This window comes from Frondihabitans cladoniiphilus, from assembly GCF_039544345.1.
GTDB lineage: Bacteria > Actinomycetota > Actinomycetes > Actinomycetales > Microbacteriaceae > Frondihabitans > Frondihabitans cladoniiphilus.
In genome coordinates this window covers 672942-693255 of record NZ_BAABLM010000001.1, presented here as the reverse complement: position 1 = coordinate 693255, position 20314 = coordinate 672942, and the positions used below count along the sequence as shown (strand labels likewise).

The following is a 20314-nucleotide window of genomic DNA, read 5'->3' as shown; positions in this document are numbered from 1 at the left end:
ATGCGGCGAGATGCTTGGCAGGATGGTCCGGTGATCGTTCTCGTTGCCCCCGGTCAAGGGTCCCAGACCCCCGGGTTCCTCACTCCCTGGCTGGACGACCCGTCGTCCCGCGACCTCCTCCAGCACCTCTCCGAGGCGTCCGGCGTCGACCTGGTCGCGCACGGCACCACGTCGGACGCCGACACGATCCGCGACACCGCCGTCGCGCAGCCGCTCATCGTGGCGGCCGGTCTCCTCACGGCGCGGGCCCTGTTCGAGCGCGTGTCGCGCGACTCGATCGGTGGAGTCGCGGGTCATTCCGTCGGCGAGCTCACGGCGGCCGCGCTGGCCGGCGTGGTCTCCGAGGCCGACGCCGTCTCCCTCGTCACGGTCCGGGCGAAGGCGATGGCCGCGGCCGCCGCCGCGACTCCCACCGGCATGAGTGCCGTCCTCGGCGGCGACGAGGCCGAAGTGCTCGCGCGCCTCGCCGAGCTCGACCTCTCCCCCGCGAACTTCAACGTCGGGGGCCAGATCGTCGCCGCCGGTGCCGTCGACGCCCTGGCTACCCTCGCCGAAGAGCCGCCGACCAAGGCCCGCGTCATGCCGCTGCAGACCGCCGGGGCGTTCCACACGCGCTACATGGCGTCGGCGGTCGAGCCCCTGCGCGCGGCAGCAGCCGCCGTCGAGGTCTCCGACCCGACCACTCGGCTCTGGACCAACCACGACGGCAGCGAGGTCACCTCCGGCCGGGCGTTCCTCGACCTCCTCGTCGAGCAAGTGGCCTCACCGGTCCAGTGGTCCGCCACCATGGACTCCTTCCTGGGCGCCGGCATCACCGGCATCATCGAGCTGGCTCCCGCCGGCGCCCTCGTGGGTCTCGCCAAACGCGGCCTCAAGGGCGTCCCCGCCGTCGCCATCAAGACTCCCGACGACCTCCAGGCCGCCGTCGACCTCCTGCAAGGAGCAACCGCATGACCAACCCCGTCCTCTCGCAAGCCGTCGGGCACGAGTTCACGCGAATCCTCGGCATGGGCGCCGCCCGCGGCGAGCTCGTCGTCCCCAACTCCGAGATCATCGAGCCGATCAACTCGTCCGACGAGTGGATCCGCCAACGCACCGGGGTCATCACTCGCGTGCGGGCCGGAGCCGACGTGAACGCCGTCGATCTCGCGGAGACCGCCGCGAACGAGGCCATCGCCAAGGCGGGAATCCGCCCCGATCAGATCGGCGTCGTCCTCGTCTCCACGATCAGCAACACCGTGCCGACCCCGTCGATGGCCGCCCTGCTGGCCGACCGCGTCGGCGCGAACCCGGCAGCCGCCTACGACATCTCGGCCGCCTGCGCCGGCTACGCCTACGGCATCGCCCAGGCCGACGCCCTCATCAAGAGCGGTGTCACCGACTACGTGCTCGTCGTCGGCGCCGAGAAGCTCAGCGACATCGTCGACCCGACCGACCGCTCGATCTCGTTCCTGCTCGGCGACGGCGCCGGAGCCGCCGTGGTCGGCCCGAGCGACTTCCCGGGCATCTCCCCGACCGTCTGGGGCTCCGACGGGTCGAAGTGGGACACCATCGGCATGACCAACACGATCCCGGAGTACCGTCACGGCGCCGGCGACGTCGCCTGGCCGACGATCCGCCAGGAGGGCCAGTCGGTCTTCCGCTGGGCCGTCTGGGAGATGGCGAAGGTCGCGAAGCTCGCCCTCGAGAAGGCCGGCATCCAGGCATCCGACCTCGCCGCCTTCGTGCCCCACCAGGCCAACATGCGCATCATCGACGAGTTCGCCAAGCAGCTCGGCCTGCCCGAGACCGTGGTCATCGGTCGCGACATCGAGACCACCGGCAACACCTCGGCAGCGAGCATCCCCCTGGCCACGCATCGCCTGCTCGAAGAGCACCCCGAGCTCAGCGGCGGCCTGTCGCTCCAGATCGGCTTCGGCGCCGGGCTCGTGTTCGGCGCCCAGGTCGTCGTCCTGCCCTGAGACTTCGGCCCGCCGGTGCGCCTGACGGCCGCCCGGGCCGGATCCCCGCGTCACGCCTCGCCCGGGGCCGACGCGACCACCCAGCACGTCCTGCAATATGATCGATCCCGGTCACAACGACACTCAAGGAGAGAACACAATGGCACAGTCCACCGAAGAAGTCCTGGCCGGCCTGGCCGAGCTCATCAACGACGAGACCGGTATCGCCACCGACACCGTCGAGCTTGACAAGTCGTTCACCGACGACCTCGACATCGACTCCATCTCGATGATGACCATCGTCGTCAACGCCGAAGAGAAGTTCGACGTCAAGATCCCCGACGACGAGGTCAAGAACCTCAAGACCGTCGGCGACGCCGTGACCTTCATCACCAAGGCTCAGGGCTAAGACATCGCTTACTCGGCCCGCACCTCGAGAAGAGGTGCGGGCCGAGTGCTGTTCCACCCCCGTTCGTTCTAGGAGGAGCGTCGTATGACCAAGAGAATCGTCGTGACGGGCATCGGAGCCACGTCACCCCTCGGCGGCACGTTCGTCGACAGCTGGAAGAACCTGCTCGCGAAAGAGTCGGGCATCACCCGCATCACCCACGACTGGGTCGCCCGGTACGAGCTGCCCATCGACTTCGGCGGCCAGGTCAGGGTTCAGAGCGACGAGCAGCTCACCCGCCAGGAGACCAAGCGTCTCGACCCATCGAGCCAGTACGGACTGATCGCCGCTCGCGAGGCCTGGGCCGACGCCGGCTCCCCCGAGGTCGTGCCCGAGCGCTTCCTGGTCGACTGGGCCACAGGCATCGGCGGCATCTGGACCCTCACCGACGCCATGGACACCCTGCGCGAGAAGGGGCCGCGCCGGGTCCTCCCGATGACGATCCCGATGCTGATGCCGAACGGGCCGGCCGCGGCGATCTCCATGTCGCTGGGCGCCCGCGCCGGTGCTCGCACGGTCGTGTCCGCATGCGCCTCCTCGACGGAGTCGATCGCCAACGCGTACGACCACCTCCAGAAGGGCGACGCCGACATCGTCATCGCCGGTGGATCCGAGGCCTCGATCCACCCGCTGCCTCTCGCCGCCTTCGCGTCGATGCACGCCCTCTCCTCCCGGATGGACGACCCCGCCTCCGCCTCGCGCCCCTACGACGTGACGCGCGACGGCTTCGTGCTCGGCGAGGGTGGGGCAGCGCTCGTGCTCGAGACGGAGGAGCACGCGCTCGCCCGCGGAGCCCGCATCTACGCCGAGCTCCTCGGTGGGGGCGTCTCGAGCGACGCGTTCCACATCACGGCGCCCGACCCCGAGGGCAACGGTGCCGCCCGGGCCGTGAAGACAGCGCTGGCGCAGGCGGGCGTCTCCGCCGACGACGTCGCTCACATCAACGCTCACGCGACGTCCACGCCGGTCGGCGACATCGCCGAGATCCATGCCCTCGAGCGGGTCTTCGGCGACCACCTCAAGTCGATCGCCATCTCGGCCACGAAGGCGTCCACCGGGCACCTCCTCGGCGGTGCCGGCGCGATCGAGGCCGCGTTCACGGTGAAGGCGCTGCACACGCGCACGGCTCCCCCGACGATCAACACGACGCAGATGGACGCCGAGATCGACATCGACCTCGTCACGTCGCCGCGCCAGCTGGCCGACGGCCCGATCGTGGGCATCTCGACCTCGTTCGGGTTCGGCGGGCACAACGCGGTCGTGGTCTTCCGGAGCGTCTAGAGGGGTGGGATGCCCGGGCCGCTGCCCGCGCATCCCGCGCTCTCCGCTCGCCTCGGTCTGGGCCTGCGGCTCTGCGGTCTGCTCGCAGAGTCGCACCCCTGTCGCCCGCAATCGAACCTCCGGCCCGCGTCGGTGACGGCTGCACCCGGGGCCTGCGCGTCGGTGCTTCACGCGCGCAGAGTCGCACCCCTGTGGCCCGCAGTCGCACCTCCGTCCCGCGCAGTCGCACCCGCGTCCCGCGCAGTCGCACCCTCGTCCCGGAGTGCTGCACCCTGCCAGCCACGAGGCACCCCGGTCGACCGGGGGTCGCCCGTGGAGTCGGGGGTGCGGTTCCCGCGGCGCCGCAGGGCGCACCCTGATCGCCATCAGTCGCACCCCGCTGAGCGCTGCGCCCGCAGCGGCCCTTCAGCCGGCGGCGGCACCCGCACCCCTGCTCCGCAGACCCGCACCCCCTGCACGCCGGCCCGCGCGGTGGCACCCTCGTCCCGCGCAGTCGCACCCCAGCGGCCGCGAGGCACCCCGGTCGACCCGGGGTCGACCGGGGAGTCGGGGGTGCGGCTCCCGCGGCGACCCGAGTCGCACCCTCACGGCGCGGAGCCGCACCCCCGTCGCGCGCACCCGCACTCCGAACGCCGCACGCAGGGGTCGGGCGAAGCGGTCACGCGAAGCGGGCACGCGAAGCGGTGACACGAACCAGCACACGAACCAGCACACGAAGCAGCACCAGCGAGCGGAACGGACGAAGGCCGGCCTCCCCGAGAGGTGACCGGCCTTCCTTACGCCTGACCCAGTTCTGAGCCGAATCGGCGCGCGGTGCGGTGGTGCAGTCATGCGGTGGTGCAGTCTGTGGTGCCGGGCCCGACATGACCCGGTGCGCGGCGTCAGCCGACCTTGTGCAGCCAGGCCACCGGGTTGCCCTCGCCGGCGTGGCGGAAGGCTTCGAGCTCGTCGTCCCAGGCCTGACCGAGAGCCAGACGCAGTTCGCGGTGGAGCTCGAGGGCGTTCGAGCCGGCGATCTCCATGGCGTAGCGGATGCGGTCTTCGGGGATCACGGTGTTGCCGACCGAGTCGGTCTGCGCGAAGAAGACGCCCAGGTCGGGCGTGTGCATCCACCGGCCGCCGTCGGCCAGCGACGACGGGTCTTCGGTCACCTCGTAGCGGAGGTGCTCCCAGCCGCGGAGAGCCGAAGCGATCTGCGCGCCGGTGCCGACCGGGCCCTCCCAGTAGAACTCCGCACGAAGGGAGCCCTTCAGGACGGGCTGGTCACTCCACGTGAAGTTGACCGCACGCCCGAGGGCGCGACCAGTAGCCCACTCGACGTGCGGGCTCAAAGCACGCGGGGAGGAGTGTACGAAAAGGACGCCCCGCGCAAGTATGGGTTTGTGCGTAGCCACGGCTTCTCCATTCGGTTAGGTGCGACTTCCCCATCGACCTGGTGAATGGCGGGCGGTGACCCGAATTGCTTTTGGTTCTTCGTGAATTATGGCCGACTCGGTAACGAAATGACAACTGTGCGATTCCCGTGAAGGCATACTCGGTATACCCCGACGGTTGGAGGACAGGTGTCGTTGCGTTCGTCGTTGCTCGCCACCCTGCTGCTCGGCGACCAGTACGGGCTGCAGCTGCACGGCGAGATCGTCTCGCGCACGGCCCGGGCCACACCTCTCAACGTCGGCCAGATCTACTCCACGCTGGAGCGCCTGGCAGCGGCCGGCCTCGTCCGTCTCGCCGGGCAGACGGGTGACGGGCTCACCCTCTACTCGCTGACTCCGTCGGGGCGCGCTGCGGCCGAGACCTGGACGGGGATGCCCGCCACTCCCCTCTCCTGGAGCGAAACCACTGAGCAGCTCCTCCTCGTGTCGTCGCTGCCGGGGGTGGACGCCACGCCGCTGGTGGCTGCGTACCGGGAGGCGTGGGTGGGCATGCTGCTCGCTTCGGGACCACGCGAGTCCGGACGACAGGACGATCTGGGCGCCGCCCGTGCCCTGGCGCAAGCGGCGGTCGCGTGGCTCGACTCCCTCGACGACCTCGGCGCGCGCCAGGTGCCGCTCGCGCGCCTGCGCCCCCGCCGCGGCCGGCGTCCCGCCGCCTGACGCCGCTCCGCTGTCCGCCGCCTGACGCCGCCCCGCCGCCTGACGGTGCGCGCCGCCTGACGTTGCGCGCCCGCTCTGACACCGGGCGGCTCATCGAGGGGGCGCACACGGCCGCGGCGCCGAGCCCGTCCGGCCATCTCCGCCCACTCGTCACAGAGTGAGACGCTGACCCCCGGCACGCACGGGGCGCTGCGACGACTCCAGAAGATGCGGCCCCAGCAGAACATGAGCAGCGTGTTCTGGAGTCGCGCGCAGGGGCCACCGCGACGACTCCAGAAGGTGCGGCCCCGGGAGAACATGAGCAGCGTGTTCTGGAGCCGAGCTACTTCGCCTCCGAGTACGACGTGACGGTCGCGACGGTCACGGGGAACCGCACCGGCGCGTCCCCGAACAGCAGCCGCCCCGCCTCCGTCGCCGCATCCGAGACGAGTGCCGCGACCTCGGCCGCGTGAGCAGCCGGCGTGTGCACCACCACCTCGTCGTGCAGGAAGAACACCAGGTGCGGCGCCGAAAGGCCCGACCCGTAGCGCGCCAGCAGCGCTCGACGCAGCGCACCCATCCAGCACAGCGCCCACTCGGCGGCGGTCCCCTGCACGACGAAGTTGCGCGTGAACCGACCCCAGGCGCGTCCGTCCGCCCCCACCGACACGGCCATCTCCGGCGGAACGTCGGTGCCGGGCCGCGGCGACGACCGCCCCAGCAGGGTCGAGACGACTCCCCCGCGCTCGCCCGTGCGCGCCGCCTCCTCGACGAACGCGATCGCGCGCGGGAACGCCCGGGTGAGCCTCGGCATCAACCGCCCGCCGTCGCCCGAGGTCGCACCGTACATCGCCCCGAGCATCGCCACCTTCGCCTCGGCCCGCGTCGCGACGGCCCCCGACGCGACGATCCCCTCGTACAGATCGCCGGCGCCTGCGCGGGCCATGGCCGGGTCGCGAGCGAGGGCGGTGAGGATGCGCGGCTCGAGTTGCGAGGCGTCGGCGACCACCAGGGTCCAGTCGGGGTCCGCCACGACGGCACCGCGGATCGCCTTCGGAAGCTGCAACGCGCCTCCCCCGCTCGTTCCCCAGCGCCCCGTCGCGGCTGCAGCGGGAACGTAGTCCGGTCGGAACCGTCCGCCCACCACCCAGGTATCGAGCCAGCCCCAGCCGTTCGCGGCCAGCAGCCGGGCCATCTTCTTGTAGCGGAGCAACGGCTCGATCGCGGGATGCTCGTACCGCTTCAACTCCCACTGCCGCGTCGACGCCACCGGCAGCCCGGCGCGCTGCAGAGCCCGCATCAGCTCGGTCGGCGAGTCGGGGTTGAGCTCCGGCGCGTTCAGTGCCGCCCGCACCTCGGAGAGCGCGCCGTTCATGAGGGTGGGCCGCTCGCCCGTCGCAGGACGGGGTCCGAGCGCCTCGACGAGCAATTCGTCGTGCCGGGTGACGGACCACGGGATCCCCCGGTGCCGCATCTCGGCCGCGATGAGCGCTCCGGTCGACTCGGCGGTCAGCAGCAGCTCGAGCGCACCCCGGTGCGGGCTCGCCTCGACGGCCTCGCGCTGGAGGAGGAACTCGGCCAGCGGGTCGGGCAAGGACTCCGGTTCGACGACGAACAGCGCAGTGCGGTCGACCGGGGCGGCCTGAGGACCGTCGTAGGGCCCCCGCGGCGCCTCGTGGATGCGCGACCCCACGGTGGACGAGGAGGCCCGCAGGATCGCGTGACAGAGGCGCAGATCGACGCAGCGTTCGACGAGGACGCCTTCGTCGAGCAGCTGCGGGTACCAGCGCGCGGTGTCGTCCCAGACCCAGCGCGTCGCCTCGGACTCGCGCTGCCGGACGGTGTCGGCGAAGGCCCGTGAGGCCACCGTCGTGGGATCGCCCGGCACGAGGATCCCGCCGTCGTCTCGCGCCAGCGGCGTCAGCCGCACGGTCTCGTCGGGGAGACGCTCGACGAGGGTGAACATGTGTTCGATCCTAAGAGGGGTGCGCAAATGGCGAGTGATCACGCACCGTCACCCCGGAAACCCGGGGCGGCTGTCGACGACGGCGCCGAATCGCTCGACATTTGCGACACGAGCGCAGTGCCGACACCAGCGCAATGGCGGCACCAGCGCAGTGGCGACACCAAGGCGGCCGGGAGCGCGCGTCAGGCGTGCAGCAGCGACCCGTCGGCGGCCAGCACGTTGCGCTCGCCCGCCTCGATCGGCACGCCGAAGCGGTTCTGCTTGGGTGGGATCGGGCAGTTGAAGTTGTACGAGAAAGCGCACGGCGGGAGCACGGCGCGGTTGAAGTCGAGGGTGATCGTGCCGTCGTCGTCCGGCTTCACGAACAGGAACCGCCCGACCGAGTAGGTGGCGTCGCCGTTGGTGGTGTCACCGAAGACGAGCTGGAGACGCCCGTTCGAGTCGCTCGGGAACGCGGCCAGCTCGTAGTCGACGCCGTCGCGGCTGAAGCGGATGAGGCCGGGCAGGGGCTTTGGGCGCGAGAGGTCGAGGTCCTTCTGGTGACGGATGTCGACCTCGGCGCCGTCGGAGGTCGGGACGAACGACGCCTCGACGACCCACGACGGGTCGTAGGCGAAGGCGTCGATCGAGCCGAAGGCGGCTGCCGCGTCGGATTCTGTGTTCCAGACCCGCAGCGCGTACGACGAGCGGTCGTCGTTCGCGATGACGGTGCCGGTCGCCCCGTCGGCGAAGAGGATGCTCGAGGGCGTGATCGCATCGTCTCCGGCCACGAGGGCGGTGCCGTCGACGAGGTCGCCGTCCACGCGGATCCCGTCGCTCTCGCTCGCCGTGAGGCGGAGGCCTCCGAGGCCGGCCGGAGCCGGTGCCCAGACGCCGGGCACGCCCCAGATCGGCTGCTCGGAGTCGACCCACTGCGTGTTGGTCAGCGCGAGAGGACCCTGGGGTCCGGTCACGTAGCGCTGGCGGGCGGAGTGGAAGCGGTCGAGCTCGGTGGCGGCGGTCAGGGTGTCGGTCATGGTCTCTCCAACAATCTCGACTCTCGAACTATTTCCCGTTGTGCAGCGTAAAGCCAGGAAGCGCTTCAGTCCTGTGACAGCCGGCGCAGCTGCTCCTCGAACGGCACGACGTCGTCGAACTCGTCGACACGACTCGTCGTGTGACCCGCGACGAGGGCGGCCAACTGATCCGCCGCGCGGGAGACGCGGTCGGGCAGGGTGGTGGTGGTCTCGTCGCCGCTGCCCCAGTCCTCCGAGGCCGCGAACACGCCCAGCGGCACCACGACGGCCCGCAGGTACGCGAACATCGGCCGGAGGGCGTAGTCGAGCACGAGCGAGTGACGCGGCGTGCCGGCCGTGGCGGCGATGAGCACCGGGGTGCCCTCGAGGGCGGTGTTGTCGATCACGTCGAAGAACGATTTGAAGAGGCCGCTGTACGACGACGTGAACACCGGCGTGACGGCGATCACCCCATCGGCCTTCGTGACCGACTCGATCGCGGAGGCGAGAGCCGGCGCCGGGAAGCCCGTGAGCAGGTTGTCGGTGATCTCGTGCGCCAGGTCGCGGAGCTCGACGATCTCGACCTCGACCCCTTCGCCCAGCGAGGCGAGGGAGCGGGTGGTGGCCTCGGCGAGGCGATCAGCCAGGAGTCGGGTGGAGGAGGGCTGGCTCAGCCCCGCGGTAATGACGGTGATGCGCTTGGAACTCATGGCGAGCATCCTTGTCGATTGCTGGGGTTCGGGGGTTCTAGAAGGCGCGGATGGAGATCGGGTCGGCCGAGGCGGCGACGGGCTTGGCAGCGGTGGCCGCCGCGACCAGGGACGCGTGGGTCGGGCCGTCCGGGATGTCGGCCGGACGGTTCTTCGCGAACTCCTTGCGGAGCACGGGCACGACCTCGCCGCCGAGCAGGTCGAGCTGCTCGAGGACGGTCTTGAGCGGCAGGCCGGCGTGGTCCATGAGGAACAGCTGGCGCTGGTAGTCGCCGACGTAGTCGCGGAAGCCCAGCGTCTTGTCGATGACCTGCTGCGGGCTGCCGACGGTCAGCGGCGTCTGCGAGGTGAAGTCCTCGAGCGACGGGCCGTGGCCGTAGACCGGGGCCTCGTTGAAGTAGGGGCGGAACTGGTTGACGGCGTCCTGCGAGTTCTTGGCCATGAACGCCTGTCCGCCGAGTCCGACGATCGCCTGGTCGGCGCGGCCGTGGCCGTAGTGCTCGAAGCGCTCGCGGTACAGCTTGACCATCTGCGCGGTGTGCGACGCCGGCCAGAAGATGTGGTTCGCGAAGAACCCGTCGCCGTAGTACGCGGCCTGCTCGGCGATCTCCGTCGAGCGGATCGAGCCGTGCCAGACGAACGGCGCGACCTCGTCGAGCGGGCGCGGCGTGGCGGTGAAGCCCTGCAGCGGCGTGCGGAAGTGGCCCTTCCAGTCGACGACCTCTTCGGTCCAGAGGCGGTGCAGGAGCGCGTAGTTCTCGATGGCCAGGTTGATGCCCTGGCGGATATCCTTGCCGAACCAGGGGTAGACCGGGCCGGTGTTGCCGCGGCCGAGCGTCAGGTCGACACGGCCGTCGGTGAGGTGCTGCAGCAGGGCGAAGTCCTCGGCGATCTTGACCGGGTCGTTGGTGGTGATCAGGGTCGTGGCCGTGGAGAGGATGATGCGCTCGGTCTGCGCCGCGATCATCGCCAGGAGCGTGGTCGGGCTCGAGTTGACGAAGGGCGGGTTGTGGTGCTCGCCGGCCGCGTACACGTCGAGGCCGACTTCTTCGGCGTGCTTCGCGATGGTGACCATCGCCTTGAGTCGCTCGTTCTCGGTCGGCGTGATGCCGGTGGTCGGGTCGGTCGTGATGTCGCCGACGCTGAAGATACCGAACTGCATGCCGCTGTTGTCTGCCATGTCCCTCACCCTACTCGATGTGTATGCGTTTGCATACAGTTCGGTTCAACGTGTCGGGGAACGAAAAATTCCCGACCACTTTCGATGATCGGGAACGGTGCGAAACGGGGGATGCGCGGGTCAGCGCTTCGAGACGGACCCGGCCTCGCCGTGGCTCGTGGTGTGGACCGCATGGCTCCCGCTCGCCGAGGCGGCGGTGGCGGTCACGACGACCGATGGGACCGCGATGGCCAGGGTGAGGACACTGGCGGCGATGGCGAGGCGGGGCGAGATCATTGTGCGGACCGATGCTCGAGGAGGAGGGACACCTCGACCGTAGGGCCGTGCATCCCCCGGCGCGTAGACCCAGAACGGGTGGCAGTCGGCCTAGTCGTCGACGGGCGGGGCGAGCCGGAGGTACTTCTCCGGGAGCTGGACGCGCTTGAGCGGCCCCTCGAGGTCGACCGTGTATTGCGGGGTGTCGAACTCGACCACCCAGACGCGGGCCGATCCGCCGATCACGGAGACGCCCTGCCAGGCCGAGCCCCCCTGCCGGACCACGAAGCCGGTGGGGCCGTCGGGGAACGGCGAGGCGGCGTCTTCGAGCGAGTCGACGACGTAGACCTGCGCGCCGATGCCGAACCCGGTGTCGCGGGTGATGGGCGAGTCGGTGCCTCGCAAGCGCTTGCCGAACATGCGGTTCATTTTGTCATGCGCGGCGCTCTGCCCGACAGCCCCGACAACTCCTCCAGCGGTGCGGCGACGACTCAGCGGGCCAGGCGGACCGTCAGGACCGCCTGGCTGGGCGCGAAGTACTCGTTGCCCGCGTAGGAGACGGTGACCGTCGACGTGCCGACGCCGAGCTTGTTCGCCGGGATGCTCGTGGCGATCAGCGGCAACAGCCCGGGCAGCGTCGACGTGGCGGTGTACACGACGGCACCGGTGGCGTTCCGCGCCGTGATCGTCACCGGGCCCGCGAGGGACTGTCCGATCACCTTCGTCGGCGTCACGACCCCGAGGATCGCGAGGGCGCTGCTCGTCGACGGGAACAGGCTGAGCGACGCCGCGGTCGTCCTGGTCACGATGCCGCCCACGGCGACACGCGTCGTTCCCGTCGAAGCCGCATGATCGGCATCCCCCGAGTATGCGGCCGTGACGGTGTAGGTCGTGCCCGAGGCCCGAAGGGCACCGGCCGGCAGGAGGCACGTGGCCGTGTTCCCCGCGACAGTGCCTGTGTTCCCCGCGACGGCCACGACGTTCCCGGCCGAGCAGGTGACCGCGGAGCCGTCGGTTCCCGTCACCGTGAACGCGACGGTGCCGGTGGGTGCGGCGGCGCCACGGGCGGTACCCGCCGGATCGTCGGACGCCGCAGCCGAGGTCGCGCCCGCGACGGTCGCCGTCAGTGTCACCGCGGTGTGGGGTGCGACGGAGGCCGACGACGGGGAGACCGTCAGGGTGGTGGCCAGCGGCGCCGGCGCCGCGTATGCGAAGGTCGACACGAGCGACTTCTGCAGGCCCTGGACCTCCCCGGTCTTCGACGTGAGGCCGTCGCCGTACCAGTCGACGGTGCCGTCGTCCTGGATCAGGCGGACCGGCGATCCGGCGGTCAACGGGTCCGGGACGCTCACGATGGTCTCCCACGATCCGGCGTTCGTGGCCGAGGGGAGCTGCGGCAGCGTGGTGTTCGTGAGGCGCGGGGCGTGCGAGGCCACGCCGTCCCAGCTGTAGAGCGAGAAGCCGGTGTTGGCCTCGTCGGCGGTGCCGGCGACGATCAGGAACTGTCCGTCGGCGTTCTCCTTGATGTCGCGGATGCCGAGGCCGCCGAGATCGAAGAAGAGGGGTGCCCCGAAGGTGGCGTGCGTCGTGGTCTGATTGCCGGCGTCGGCCAGCGAGGCGTAGGTCGTGACCGGGATGAGCATGGCGAGATGGCGGTCGCTCACCGGCTCGAGCGGGGCACGGAAGGCGAGGTACGCCGTGCCGCTGGTGGGCGAAGCGAATTCCATGCCCTCGACGTTGAGTGCGTCGGCGGCGTGGCCGTCCACTCCCCCGGCTGCGGAGGCCGCGAGCCCCAGGGCGTCGGCACCGAGGCCGGAGCCGCCCTGTGCATCCCACGTCACGAGGTCGTTCAGAAGGCCGGTGTAGCTGCCCAGGTAGGTCAGAGTGGCCGAGGCACCGGTGCCCGTCACGCGGGTGGCGAAGACGGTGCTGCGGGCCGGCTGCACCTTGCCGCTCGAGGAGGTGCTCATCGAGCCCTCCCAGTAGATGACGTCGCCCGACTTCGAGGCACCCTCGATGTCGATCTCGCTGGATCCCGACGGGAGCAGCGAGTCGAAGTCGAACGAGGCGACCGGCGCCCCCGAGGTCGTGAGGTCGTAGAGGCGAAGCGTGTCGGACTCGTCGTCGCCGACGAACGCGTACCCGTCGCCGGCGTCGACGGCGGCGGAGGCGTTCGCGGCTCCGGAGACGTAGGTCGGGGCCGCTTCGCCCGGCGCGAGCGACGCAGCCGGGTCGGCCGACACGCCGTAGCTGACCTGCGTGACGGCGCTCGTCCCGTTCGGGGCCGTGACGGTCAGGGTGAGAGTCGAGAGCCCGGCTGCCCGAGGCGTGGCGGCGAGAGTGCGCGATGCACCCGATCCGGTGAGCGACAGGCCCGAGTCGGGCAGCACCTGCTGGTTCGACGACGTCGCGGTGACGGTGAGCTGCGAAGCGTCCACCTCCGTGTCGCCGACCGTGATTCCGAGGGTCTGGCGCGTGGCGTCGCCGAGGGCGGCCGGAAGCGCCGAATCGGTGGTCGCGATGGTCGGCTTGACGACGGGGGGCTTGATGCCGCCGCCGGTGCCGATGGTCGTGCCGGGGGCGAACGCGATGCCGCGGATCGTCTCGTTCGCGGGAAGGGTGGTGATCGTGGTGGCGACACCGGTGAGCGTTCCGCCGACTCCCGAGTCGTCCACGATCGTCGAGACGGCGCCGGTCGTGCCGTTCGCCCCGGCGCTCGTCGCGAAGAGGGTGACGGTGCCCTGGGAGTCGTTCGCCGTGAGGCCGGTGACCTGCGGCACGAGCACGGAGCCCTCGGCGGTCCAGACGCCTCCGACGAGCCCGTACTTGACCACGGTTCCCGCCGTCGAGTCCGCCTCGTAGAGCGTGTCGGGTGCCTGGCCGGCACCGAGGGTCAGGAGCGAATAGGCGTAGGGATCCGACGGGGCCGTGTCGAAGGGCAGGTTCGTCACGGTCTGGCCCGTCGTGGTGGGGAGGCCGGTGCCGATCGTGCCGATCGAGAGCCCCGCCTTCGTGGGGTCGGCCGAGGCGTAGAGCTGCCCGTCGACGACGCTCACCTGCCGCACGTTCTTGTACGTGCCCGAGTCGAGCTCGGTGGACGTCTTCGCGCCGAGCGCGGCGTAGCGCACGCCACCGGCGGCCCCGCCGAACCAGAGGTCGGTGCCGTTCGTCGAGGCGACGCTCCGCGGGTTGTTGCCGTCGGCGGCGTCCGACAGGGCCGTGGTCGTGTCGACGGAACGCGAGGCGTCCACGCGGGCGACGGTGCGCGGGGTCGCGGCGGAGGTGGTCGAGGAGACTTTCTTCGTGCCGACGGACGCGGCGTAGCCGGGGGCGACGAGGTAGCGGCCGTCGGCGGAGAGAGTCAGGAGCCCCTCCGAGCCGGAGGTGCCGCTCGCCGTCAGCGGGTTGTTCGCGCCACTGGCAGTCGTGGGCAGGGGAACGGACTGCACCAGTCGTCCCGCCGGGGTGTACTCGTCGAGGAACACGGCCGTCGCCGCGCTGCTCAGGGCGCTCGAACCGTCGCCGACCCGGTAGACGACGAGGTCGCCGGGGGTGAACGCCGTCGCGGCGTGGGCTGCGGAAGCGAGACCGACCAGGCTCGTGGCCGTGACGGCCGTCGCCAGCGCGACCCCGAGCATCCTGCCCCCTCGGCTGTTCCGGCGGGGAGCCATGGAGCGAGCGAGCACGGGAACGATCGGATTCTGCACGCCGTGAACCTAGGGGCGGACGGTGAACGGCCGGGGAACGACCCCTGAACGGGGTTATAGTTAGTTCACATCAAGCAACTAATTCAGGAGCACCGCTGTGGCCGAACGTCCTGCCCTCTTCACCAAGGATCACCCCAAGTACAAGTGGATCGCCCTCTCCAACACGACGTTGGGGGTGCTCATGGCGGTGATCAACTCGTCCATCGTGATCATCTCGCTGCCGGCCATCTTCAAGGGCATCGGCCTCAACCCGCTGCTGCCGGGCAACGTCAGCTACCTGCTGTGGATGCTGATGGGCTACATGCTCGTCACCGCCGTGCTGGTCGTCACGTTCGGGCGCCTCGGCGACATGTACGGCCGGGTCAAGATCTACAACCTCGGCTTCGTCGTGTTCACGATCGGGTCCATCGCCCTGGCGTTCGACCCGCTCACGGGCGGGCAGGGGGCCCTTTGGCTCATCCTCTGGCGCCTGGTGCAGGGCGTGGGCGGCGCGATGCTGACCGCCAACTCGACCGCGATCCTCACCGACGCGTTCCCTTCGGACAAGCGCGGCATGGCCCTCGGCATCAACCAGGTGGCCGCGATCGCCGGGTCGTTCATCGGCCTGATCGTCGGCGGGCTCCTCTCCACCATCGACTGGCGGGCCGTCTTCTTCGTCAGCGTGCCCGTCGGCATCGTCGGCACGATCTGGTCGTACCGGTCGCTCCACGAGGTCGGGATCAAGAACCGCGGCAAGCTCGACTGGCCCGGCAACATCGTCTTCGCCGTGGGGTTGACCGCCCTGCTCGCCGGCATCACCTACGGGATCCAGCCGTACGGCTCGTCGTCGACCGGCTGGTCGAACCCCTGGGTGCTTGCGGGGATCATCGGCGGAATCGTGCTCCTGATCGCCTTCGTCGTGCTCGAGCTGCGCACCAAGGCGCCGATGTTCGAGATGCGGCTCTTCAAGATCCGCTCGTTCGCGATGGCCATCCTCGCCGGCCTGCTCGCCTCGATCGGGCGGGGCGGCCTGCAATTCATGCTGATCATCTGGCTCCAGGGCATCTGGCTGCCGCTGCACGGCTACTCGTACGAGGACACGCCGCTCTGGGCAGGCATCTACCTGATCCCCCTGACGGTCGGATTCCTGATCGCCGGCCCGATCTCGGGCACGCTCTCCGACCGGTTCGGCGCCAAGGTGTTCGCCACGGGCGGGCTCGTGCTCGTCGCCCTGGCCTTCGTCGGGCTCCTGCTGCTGCCGGTGAACTTCAACTACAGCGCGTTCGCGGTGATCACCTTCTTCTCGGGCATCGGCTCGGGCATGTTCGGCGCTCCGAACCGCGCGTCGATCATGAACAGCGTGCCGGCGAACCAGCGGGGCTCGGCTTCGGGCATGGCGGGCACGGTGCAGAACGCCGGAACGTCGCTGTCGATCGGCATCTTCTTCTCGCTGATGATCGCCGGGCTCGCCACGACCCTCCCGCAGACGCTGAAATCGGGTCTGACCGCCCACGGGGTCTCCACCTCGGTCGCGACGCAGATCTCGCAGACGCCCCCGGTCGGCACCCTGTTCTCCGCGTTCCTCGGCTACAACCCGATCCAGAACCTCCTCGGGTCGAAGGTGCTCGGCAGCCTGTCGTCGGCGAACCAGTCGACGCTGACGGGCAAGGAGTTCTTCCCGCAACTGATCTCGGCGCCGTTCCATCACGGCCTGGTCGTCGTCTTCCTCGCCGCTACGATCATGACCGTGGTAGCCGCCGTCGCATCCCTCGTCCGAGGCAAGAAGTTCGTGCACCTCGACCTGCCCACCGGACCCGTCGACGTGGTCGACCCCGAGGGGGATGCGGCCGTGCCCACGGTGTCCGGCGCCGCAGCCGTCGGCGCCCCGAACGCTCGAAGGGAGCCCTGATGTCCGTCTCGCCCCAGAACGCGTCCAGCGCGTCCGTGATGGGGGATGCCCGTCCCGGCTCTCCCGAAGACGTCGGCGCCCGACTGGCCCTCGCCGTCGGCCGGCTGAACCGTCGCCTGCAGCCGTTTCGGCCCGAACTCAGCCACGGGCTGCTCATGGCCCTCTCCTCCATCGTCCGGAAGGGCCCGCTGCGACCCGGCGAATTGGCCAAGCTCGAGGCCGTCGCGCCGCCCACCGCCACGCGGATCGTGGTCGAACTCGAGAAGCGCGGCCTGGTCGAGCGGTCGGACGACCCCGACGACGGCCGGTCGTTCTTCGTCGGCGCGACCGAGGAAGGCACGGCCGCGATCCTCGCCGCCCGGCACGAGCGAGCCGTGCACGCCGCGGAACTTCTGTCGGCGCTGACCTCGGACGAGTTCGAAGCCATCTCCGGAGCGCTCGAGGCGCTCGAGAAGGCGTCCCTCGCGGAGTGCGACTGACCGCTCGGTGTCAGCCCGTCCCGCGGGTGGCGTCGTCGCGGGGTCGCCCGGGTCCGCCGAGTCGCGCCGTCGTGCGCGCTTGCTGACGATCCGGGCATTCCCGCCGCGGGCGTGCTGAGGTGGAGGTCCCCCGACGGAAGGACCCCCGTGGCCGATCGACTCATCCAGCTGAAATCCGGCCGAGGCCTCGGCTTCTCCGCCGCAGGCGACCCGATCGCGCGACGGCTGGTGATCTTCTGCCACCCCACACCCGGGGCCGGCGGGTTCGACCCCGATCCGATCGTCACCGACGACTGGGGCGTCCACCTGCTCTCCTTCGACCGCCCGGGCTACGGTGTCTCGACGCCCCTCGGCGCCGGCGACGACGCGACCATCGAGGCCCGGGCCGACGACCTGGCCGAGTACGTCCAGAACTCCGAAGCGACGGCCGAAGACGTCAGCCGCGCCGACCTCGGAGCCGTCGGTGTCGTCGGCTGGGGCTGGGGCGGCCAGGTCGCCCTGTCGCTCGCCGCACGGCATCCCGACCTCGTCGACCGGGTGGCCGTCGTCGGCACCGCCGCGCCGCGCCGGTCCAAGCTCCGCGACGGTCATGGCCCCGCTCTGGACGCCCTGTCGATGAAGGGCAGCTCGACCATCGAGTCGACGGTCGAACGCCTCGCCGGAGGCCCGTGGCAGCTCCACGACGCCCTCGGCATCGAGCCCGACGACCCGGGCCTCGAGTTCCCGGGGCTCGCGAGCCGGCTGTCGAGGATGCTCGAGCGCTCCGCCCTGCAGGGCGAGCTCGGCATCGCCACCGACCTCGTCTCGGCGCAGGACACCGCGTGGACCAAGGAGCTCGGCGCGATCACGGCCCCGACGAAGCTCATCTACGGCACCGACGACCCAGTGGCGGACGCCGACGACGGACACTGGTTCGCCTCGCGCGTGCCGGGCGCCGACGTCGTGCAGGTGGCGGGCGCCGGGCGGCTCGCCGTCTCGACGGTCTGGGGACGCATCCTCCAGCACGTCGCCCCGCACCACGGCGGCATCGGCGAGGAGCAGCGCGACGAGTAGCCGTTCTGGGCGCGTCGAGAGTCCGACAGAGGCTTTTGGCTGGTGTGCCGACGACATCAATCGGACACTCGTCGGCTGCTCCCGCCGCTAGTCGCCGATGTCGGCGACGCAGAACTTCCGACCGCCCTCGGACGCCAACTCGGCGGCTGTGGTCGGTACCGCGTGCGAGGAGGCCTCGGCCTGGCTGCGCACCACGAAGCAGCTGCTCTTCGAGACGCCGAGCCCCGACTTCGGCACGAACGCCTGGCGGCCGCCCTTCACGAACCGCGTGACGTCGATGGTGTTCGACGGGGCATTCGTGGCGGCGACGCTGTAGGGCACGTCGGGCCCGTTCCACTGCAGGACGTAGTTGTTGCCGCCGTCGAGCACGGTCAGGTTCTGCACGGTGTCGGGCCCGCGCAGCACCTGCTGCAGCACCAGGAACGTCGCGACCCCGACGAGGATCACGATCGCGGCGACGATGGACACGATGAAGGCGGGCTGACGACGCAGCGGCTTCGGCAGGTCGTCGTCGGTCGGGGCGGGGAGGGACTCGGGGATGCTCGCCAACGGCCTCTTCACGGCACCGGCCTGCGGAGCCCGCGTCAGCACCGCCGTTCCCGCACCGATGACGTGGTGGGACAGCGCGGTCAGCTCCCGCCGCGGCGGCTCCGGCAGTCGGCGCGGAGCAAGCGGCTGCGTGGCGACGGGTGCGGTGATCGGAGGTGCGGCTGCGGGCGCGACCGGCTCAGCGGCCGCGGGCGCAGCGACGGGTGCGGGAGGAAAGGGAGCCGGCGGTTCCGAACCGAGCAGCGAACCGGGGGTCGGCTCGGGCGCCAGGACGCGTCGCGGCATTGGCAGCCGCTCGGGCACGAGTGGCGCCGGAGCAGGCCGGACAGGCGCCACCGGAGCCGAGGGCTCGACGCTCGCGGCTCGACGGCCCCGGGCTGGTGCACCCTCGGGTCGGATCGGACGTCGGGGGTCGACAGGAGGCCCGGACGCGGCACGACGGCCCGACCCGGACGTGGGAGCGTCGGCGGGCGGCAGGGCCTCGTCGTCTCCGGGCACGGCACCTCCACGAACTCATCGGGCGAATCGCCTCGATGCTAACCTACGGGTGGCTCGCGCTTCGGCCGGGCAGCACTGATCGCGACGACATCGACCGGGGGTTCGATTGAGTTCCTGCCACCGTCGGCGGAGCCGGGTCCGCCCTCGAGCGTGGGCCGTCGTCTTCCGTGCCACGAGCATCCTCGTGCTCTCCGCTCTGGCCTTCGCCGGCCTCGCATCCGCCACTCCGGCTCTCGCCGCGACGACCGGCCCGATCGCGCCGGGCAGCGGCACCGGCGAGACGGCGACCCCGAGCCCGGCGCCGACGAGCACGACCAATCCGACCGGCACCCCCGATCCGACCGGCACCCCCGACCCGACCGGCACCCCTGGCCCGACCGGCACCCCCGACGCCGTGGTCGCCCTGCCGTACCTGCAGTCCGACCAGCGGAGCCTGCCCGACGGCTGGACCGCGACCGCCTGCCCGGCCGGCCGCCTGCCCAACCTCGTCACGTTGAGCTGCACCGACGACGCCGTCGTCTTCACGGCCGCCGGCTACACCCGCGGCGCCGGCACCCAGAGCGTGGTCGTCACGATCTCCGACGGCACCTCGACCCGCGACCTCACCTACCGCGTCTCGCTCGAGGCACCGCAGCTCGCCGCGTCGAAAGACCTGCGCTGGGACGTCCCCCTCGCCCAGGGAACACCCGCGTCGATCCCCTATTCGGTCTTCGACCCGACCTGCCAGGGATGCTCGACCACCGGTCCGCACTACGCGAACGCCCAGGTCTCCCCCGCCCGAGCCGGCGTGCTGCAGTTCGACGGCGCGGGTCTCGTCTTCACCCCCGCCCCCGACTTCACCGGCCATGCGACGCTCGGCTACCGCATCCTCGACCCGTTCGGGCAGCAGAGCGAGGTCGCGCACGTCGACGTGACGGTCGTCCCCGGCACCACGAAGGCACCGGCTCTGGCGACCGCGTCGTTCTCCGGCGCCAGCGGCACGACCGTGACCGGGGTCGTCACCGCTTCCGACGTCCCGGTCTCGGGCTACCCGGTCACGACCGGCGTGTGCGGCGCACCCCTCAACGGCACAGTCGAGTGCTCGGCCGACGGCTCGTTCGTCTACCACCCGAACGCCGGCTTCACCGGAGTGGACCAGTTCTCCTACCAGGTCTTCTCCCGACGCTCCGGCGACCAGGCGGTCGGCGCCGTGGTCATCGGCGTCGGCGTCTCACCTGCCACGGTCGTCGACGCCGGGCCGGCCTCCTCGGCCCTCGACTCCCTGTCCCCGCGCCCCCAGACGAACGGATGAGC

At 70.9% G+C, this 20314-nt stretch carries 18 protein-coding genes; 9 read left to right on the top strand and 9 right to left on the bottom strand.

What is annotated here, in order from left to right; translation table 11 throughout:
* The first annotated feature begins 30 nt into the window (after positions 1-30).
* The 4 genes from ABEA39_RS03220 (at position 31) to ABEA39_RS03205 (ending at position 3669) form a co-directional block, all read left to right on the top strand.
* Positions 31-954: an ACP S-malonyltransferase gene (locus tag ABEA39_RS03220; protein ID WP_345373136.1), complete on the top strand. Its 924-nt coding sequence runs from the start codon at positions 31-33 to the stop codon at positions 952-954.
* Entirely contained in the window at positions 951-1961 is a 1011-nt protein-coding gene (locus tag ABEA39_RS03215; RefSeq protein WP_345373134.1) for a beta-ketoacyl-ACP synthase III, read from the top strand. The genes ABEA39_RS03220 and ABEA39_RS03215 overlap by 4 nt, the downstream gene beginning before the upstream one ends.
* Before the next feature lie 139 nt (positions 1962-2100).
* Entirely contained in the window at positions 2101-2349 is a 249-nt protein-coding gene (locus ABEA39_RS03210) for an acyl carrier protein (RefSeq protein WP_066280333.1), read from the top strand.
* Between the two features lie 84 nt (positions 2350-2433).
* Positions 2434-3669 (top strand): beta-ketoacyl-[acyl-carrier-protein] synthase family protein, encoded by a 1236-nt coding sequence (locus ABEA39_RS03205; RefSeq protein WP_345373129.1) that lies wholly within the window; start codon positions 2434-2436, stop codon positions 3667-3669.
* A gap of 881 nt (positions 3670-4550) precedes the next feature.
* On the opposite strand, the gene ABEA39_RS03200 is transcribed toward ABEA39_RS03205, so the two are convergent.
* Entirely contained in the window at positions 4551-5000 is a 450-nt protein-coding gene (locus tag ABEA39_RS03200) for a DUF3145 domain-containing protein (RefSeq protein WP_345373125.1), read from the bottom strand.
* 231 nt (positions 5001-5231) lie between these two features.
* On the opposite strand from ABEA39_RS03200, the gene ABEA39_RS03195 reads away from it, so the two are divergent.
* Entirely contained in the window at positions 5232-5762 is a 531-nt protein-coding gene (locus ABEA39_RS03195; RefSeq protein ID WP_345373123.1) for a PadR family transcriptional regulator, read from the top strand.
* A gap of 322 nt (positions 5763-6084) precedes the next feature.
* Here ABEA39_RS03195 and ABEA39_RS03190 read toward each other — a convergent pair whose 3' ends face one another.
* From ABEA39_RS03190 to ABEA39_RS03160, 7 genes are all read right to left on the bottom strand, one after another.
* Entirely contained in the window at positions 6085-7707 is a 1623-nt protein-coding gene (locus ABEA39_RS03190; protein ID WP_345373121.1) for a bifunctional 3'-5' exonuclease/DNA polymerase, read from the bottom strand.
* Between the two features lie 182 nt (positions 7708-7889).
* Entirely contained in the window at positions 7890-8723 is an 834-nt protein-coding gene (locus tag ABEA39_RS03185; RefSeq protein WP_345373119.1) for a DUF1684 domain-containing protein, read from the bottom strand.
* Between the two features lie 65 nt (positions 8724-8788).
* Positions 8789-9412, bottom strand: a complete 624-nt coding sequence (locus tag ABEA39_RS03180; RefSeq protein ID WP_345373116.1) for an FMN reductase — start codon at positions 9410-9412, stop codon at positions 8789-8791.
* Positions 9413-9449: 37 nt separating this feature from the next.
* Entirely contained in the window at positions 9450-10574 is a 1125-nt protein-coding gene (locus tag ABEA39_RS03175; RefSeq protein WP_345373931.1) for an LLM class flavin-dependent oxidoreductase, read from the bottom strand.
* Positions 10575-10712: 138 nt separating this feature from the next.
* On the bottom strand, positions 10713-10868 hold the full coding sequence (locus tag ABEA39_RS03170; protein ID WP_345373114.1) for a hypothetical protein: 156 nt from the start codon (positions 10866-10868) through the stop codon (positions 10713-10715).
* A 90-nt stretch (positions 10869-10958) separates the two neighbouring features.
* Positions 10959-11276 (bottom strand): hypothetical protein, encoded by a 318-nt coding sequence (locus ABEA39_RS03165; protein ID WP_345373112.1) that lies wholly within the window; start codon positions 11274-11276, stop codon positions 10959-10961.
* Positions 11277-11338: 62 nt separating this feature from the next.
* Complete coding sequence (locus tag ABEA39_RS03160; protein WP_345373110.1) at positions 11339-14554, bottom strand: beta strand repeat-containing protein; 3216 nt, start codon at positions 14552-14554, stop codon at positions 11339-11341.
* Between the two features lie 97 nt (positions 14555-14651).
* Here ABEA39_RS03160 and ABEA39_RS03155 point away from each other — a divergent pair, with 97 nt between their 5' ends.
* From ABEA39_RS03155 to ABEA39_RS03145, 3 genes are all read left to right on the top strand, one after another.
* Positions 14652-16442: an MFS transporter gene (locus ABEA39_RS03155; protein ID WP_345373108.1), complete on the top strand. Its 1791-nt coding sequence runs from the start codon at positions 14652-14654 to the stop codon at positions 16440-16442.
* Entirely contained in the window at positions 16442-16921 is a 480-nt protein-coding gene (locus ABEA39_RS03150; protein WP_345373106.1) for a MarR family winged helix-turn-helix transcriptional regulator, read from the top strand. Before ABEA39_RS03155 ends, ABEA39_RS03150 begins: the two co-directional genes overlap by 1 nt.
* A gap of 147 nt (positions 16922-17068) precedes the next feature.
* Positions 17069-17974, top strand: coding sequence for an alpha/beta fold hydrolase (locus ABEA39_RS03145; protein ID WP_345373104.1), 906 nt, complete (start codon positions 17069-17071; stop codon positions 17972-17974).
* A gap of 87 nt (positions 17975-18061) precedes the next feature.
* Here ABEA39_RS03145 and ABEA39_RS03140 read toward each other — a convergent pair whose 3' ends face one another.
* Positions 18062-18808, bottom strand: coding sequence for a hypothetical protein (locus ABEA39_RS03140; protein ID WP_345373102.1), 747 nt, complete (start codon positions 18806-18808; stop codon positions 18062-18064).
* A gap of 319 nt (positions 18809-19127) precedes the next feature.
* Between ABEA39_RS03140 and ABEA39_RS03135 the strand changes: the two genes are divergently transcribed.
* Positions 19128-20312: an Ig-like domain-containing protein gene (locus ABEA39_RS03135; RefSeq protein ID WP_345373100.1), complete on the top strand. Its 1185-nt coding sequence runs from the start codon at positions 19128-19130 to the stop codon at positions 20310-20312.
* Positions 20313-20314: the final 2 nt, after the last annotated feature.